Source organism: Enterobacter sp. CM29 (genome assembly GCF_013179605.1).
Lineage (GTDB): Bacteria > Pseudomonadota > Gammaproteobacteria > Enterobacterales > Enterobacteriaceae > Enterobacter > Enterobacter intestinihominis.
On the sequence record NZ_JABMCU010000293.1, the window covers coordinates 1 to 3,434 of the forward strand.

General features: G+C 54.9%; 6 protein-coding genes. 2 read left to right on the plus strand and 4 right to left on the minus strand.

Going from position 1 to position 3,434, the window contains the following annotated elements; all coding sequences use genetic code 11:
- On the plus strand, positions 1-522 hold a 522-nt coding region (locus tag HP459_RS22035), incomplete at its 5' end, for an ATP-binding domain-containing protein (protein ID WP_171936843.1).
- 53 nt (positions 523-575) lie between these two features.
- On the opposite strand, the gene mgsA is transcribed toward HP459_RS22035, so the two are convergent.
- The gene (gene mgsA / locus HP459_RS22040; protein ID WP_003858146.1) at positions 576-1,034 is read right to left on the minus strand and encodes a methylglyoxal synthase; all 459 of its coding nucleotides are present in this window, start codon (positions 1,032-1,034) and stop codon (positions 576-578) included.
- Positions 1,035-1,114: 80 nt separating this feature from the next.
- Positions 1,115-1,777: a DUF2057 family protein gene (locus HP459_RS22045; protein WP_023305822.1), complete on the minus strand. Its 663-nt coding sequence runs from the start codon at positions 1,775-1,777 to the stop codon at positions 1,115-1,117.
- A gap of 171 nt (positions 1,778-1,948) precedes the next feature.
- Between HP459_RS22045 and HP459_RS22050 the strand changes: the two genes are divergently transcribed.
- Positions 1,949-2,362 carry a CoA-binding protein gene (locus HP459_RS22050; protein WP_006809337.1) on the plus strand — a complete coding sequence of 138 codons (414 nt, stop codon included), beginning with the start codon at positions 1,949-1,951 and terminating at the stop codon, positions 2,360-2,362.
- Positions 2,363-2,394: 32 nt separating this feature from the next.
- Here HP459_RS22050 and hspQ read toward each other — a convergent pair whose 3' ends face one another.
- A complete protein-coding gene (hspQ, locus tag HP459_RS22055) occupies positions 2,395-2,712 on the minus strand; it encodes a heat shock protein HspQ (RefSeq protein WP_003858136.1) in 318 nt (105 codons plus the stop codon).
- A 60-nt stretch (positions 2,713-2,772) separates the two neighbouring features.
- A partial coding sequence (locus tag HP459_RS22060; RefSeq protein ID WP_171936844.1) for a class I SAM-dependent methyltransferase occupies positions 2,773-3,434 on the minus strand: 662 nt, incomplete at its 5' end.

The window sequence follows — 3,434 nt, forward strand, 5'->3', positions numbered from 1 at the left end:
GCCAACCGTTTTATTCAGCAGAACCCGTATCAGCTGTCGAAGCCGCTTAACAGCCTGACGTCGGGGGATAAAAAGGCCGTCACGCTGCTGGCGGACGATCAGCTGGAACCGCTGCTGGATAAACTGAGCGGCTATGCGAAACCGGATGAACGGATTCTGGTCCTGGCGCGTTATCACCACCTCAAGCCGACGGCGCTGGAAAAAGCGGCAACGCGCTGGCCAAAACTACAGCTCGATTTTATGACCATTCACGCCAGTAAAGGGCAGCAGGCCGACTACGTAATTGTGGTGGGGCTGAAAGAGGGGAGCGACGGTTTCCCGGCACCGGCGCGGGAATCCGTGATGGAAGAGGCGTTATTGCCTGTTCCGGAAGATTTCCCGGATGCAGAGGAGCGGCGCTTACTGTACGTGGCGATAACCCGCGCGCGCCATCGCGTGTGGCTCTTGTTCAACAAAGAGGAGCCGTCGGTGTTTGTCGATATTTTGAAAAGTATTGACGTGCCGGTGGCGAGAAAGCCGTAACGCGCCGGGCAAATTCTGTAGGCCCGGTAAGCGCTGCGCCACCGGGCAAAAAACTACTTCAGTCTCTCCGCAAGATAACGCTGATAATCCGGGATCAAAATCTCCACCGGATCGTTAAACTGCGGCGATTCAATGATGAAATCTGCCGTTGAAAGATTGGTGGCTACCGGAATGTTCCATACCGTCGCCAGACGCAGCAGCGCTTTAACGTCCGGATCATGCGGAACCGCGTTCAGCGGATCCCAGAAGAATATCAGAACGTCAATTTTACCTTCCGAAATCTGAGCGCCGACCTGCTGGTCACCCCCCATCGGGCCGCTCAGCATGGCATTCACTTCCAGACCGGTTTCGCGGTGGATCAGGTTGCCGGTTGTTCCCGTGGCAGAAAGGGCATGATGCTGTAAAAGAGGCTGATGGCGACGAACCCAGTTAAGCAGCATTTGTTTACAGTGATCGTGCGCAACCAGAGCAATGTGCTTGCGCGCCGGAAGTGTGCGTGTTGTCAGTTCCATAATCTTATCCGTGAGGTTACCTCGCTACACGATGACGGGAACTGACTGATGCTGCAAGAGAAAGGACGAAAAAATGTGGCTTACGACGAAGGTTGTCGTTTCGCCCATTGCAGAAAACGGGCGCGCGTGTCCGGATCGGCATTCTGGAACCAGAATTTGAGGCGTTGCTCAGTAAGGGTCTGCGACTGAGGAGGGAGTACATCCAGCTCCGATACGCCCGAAAGCAGGGTACTGTCATCCGCCATCATGGTGGCGAACTGGGGCAGGGAGGCGCGCCTGCTGGCTCTGTTATAGATCTCCGTGTCCGCTTCGTAATCTGTTCCTTTTGGCCTTTTTGTCAGCGCCAGGATATCCAGCTTTACCGGGATGGGCATAGAATCCCCGTCCACCAGCTCAATGCGCGGTGAGGCATCAAATGCCAGTGACTCTTTTTCTGTTTCAAGGTGCGGGAGACGAAAATTGACCTGGCTGATGCGTTGGGTATTAAAGCTGACCACCAGCGGAGGCGAAATGTACACCTGCTGTTCGTTGTCGGCGAGGCGAATCGTCTTTTCAACCCGAAAAACCACCTGATGCGGGCCATTATCCAGCTCGATGCTGTCTGCGCCCCGCAGCAGGGAGCTGGAGACTTTTTTCCCGTCCAGCACCAGCAGGTCAATGTCGGTTGAGAGTCTGAGGGTGGTTGCGAAAACACAAACCGGCATGATTAACGCAACCACAGCCCAGGCAATGCCGGTTTTCATAGCAGACTCCTGTAGACAAACTACCCGGTAAGAATGTATCAAAATTTTTCGATAAACACGTTTACTAACATATAGACATATTTTGCCGTTTTGCCCTCATACTTCTGTATGGGATGCGTGGTTGAGATGTCTGCTTTGACGTACACTTTGAAAAAAACCAGGAGGAACAGCATGAAAGAGAACGACATTGTCGAGATTCTGACGTCCACGCGCACTATCGCGCTGGTCGGCGCGAGCGATAAACCGGATCGCCCAAGCTATCGGGTCATGAAATACCTTCTGGACCAGGGATATCACGTGATCCCGGTCTCGCCGAAGGTGGCGGGGAAAACGCTGCTGGGTCAGCAGGGCTATGCGACGCTCGCGGACGTGCCGGAAAAGGTGGATATGGTGGACGTTTTCCGTAATTCAGAGGCGGCCTGGGGCGTGGCGCAGGAGGCGATTGCCATCGGCGCGAAAACGCTGTGGATGCAGCTGGGCGTAATTAATGAGCAGGCGGCCGTGCTGGCACGCGATGCCGGGCTGAAGGTGGTGATGGATCGCTGTCCGGCAATCGACATCCCCCGTCTGGGGCTGGCAAAATAAAAAAAGCCCGCTTGACGGGCTTTTTTACACCTTTAGTTACGCAGTCTCGGCGCCTGTAACTGTTTGCGGATGGTCTGAGCAAGCTCGTCCATAGTGGGTTGTTCCGGATGCTCATCCTGTAGTTCACCACTCAGCTGCGCTTCGGCAAGATAGGTATGGACAGGCTGACCATCGTCGCCCTCCATAACCACATGATACCAGGGCGCGGCGCGAAGCTCTGCGTCAACGGCCAGATCGTCTGCTGACGGTTCATCAAGGGAATACTCCGGGTCGATATCCACGACCACACCCAAATATCCAAGCAAGGTGTGGCGGACCTGCTGGCCGATACCGAATTTGCTGGCAATCATAGTCACCTCCCGGGAAACATTACATACACACTATGTGCGGGCAATATTTCTCTTTTCAAGTTACATGACGCGACAGGCAAACCCTTTCAGATACAGCCCTTCCGGGTAGGTAGCGATCACCGGGTGATCGGCGGCCTGACGGAACTGCTCTATAAATTGTACATCACGACCCGCATCTATTGCGGCATCGGCGATGATTTTTTGGAATAAATCTGTCGTCATCAGACCAGAGCAGGAGAACGTCAGCAGAACGCCACCCGGGTTCAGCAGCTGGATCGCCAGCATGTTGATGTCTTTATAGCCACGGCAGGCGCCCATCAGCTGGCTTTTATTTTCTACAAACTTCGGCGGGTCCATCACGATAACGTCAAATTTCTCGCCCTGGTCGCGGTATTTACGCAGCAGTTTGAACACGTCGTCGCGCACAAACTCCGCTTTGCTCAGATCCAGCTTGTTCAGCTCAACGTTCTGTTTCGCCACATCCAGCGCTTCCTGTGAGGTGTCGACGCTCACAACCTGGGCACAGCCGCCCATCAGGGCTGAGACCGCAAAGCCGCCGGTATAGGAGAAGCAGTTCAGCACGCGCTTATCGGCAACGTACTGGCGCGTTGCCAGACGGCTGTCACGCTGGTCGAGATAATAACCGGTCTTATGGCCGCCCTGGATGTCCACCAGCAGCTTCATGCCGTGCTCCTCGATAGGCAGCAGGGCAGGCGGCAGTT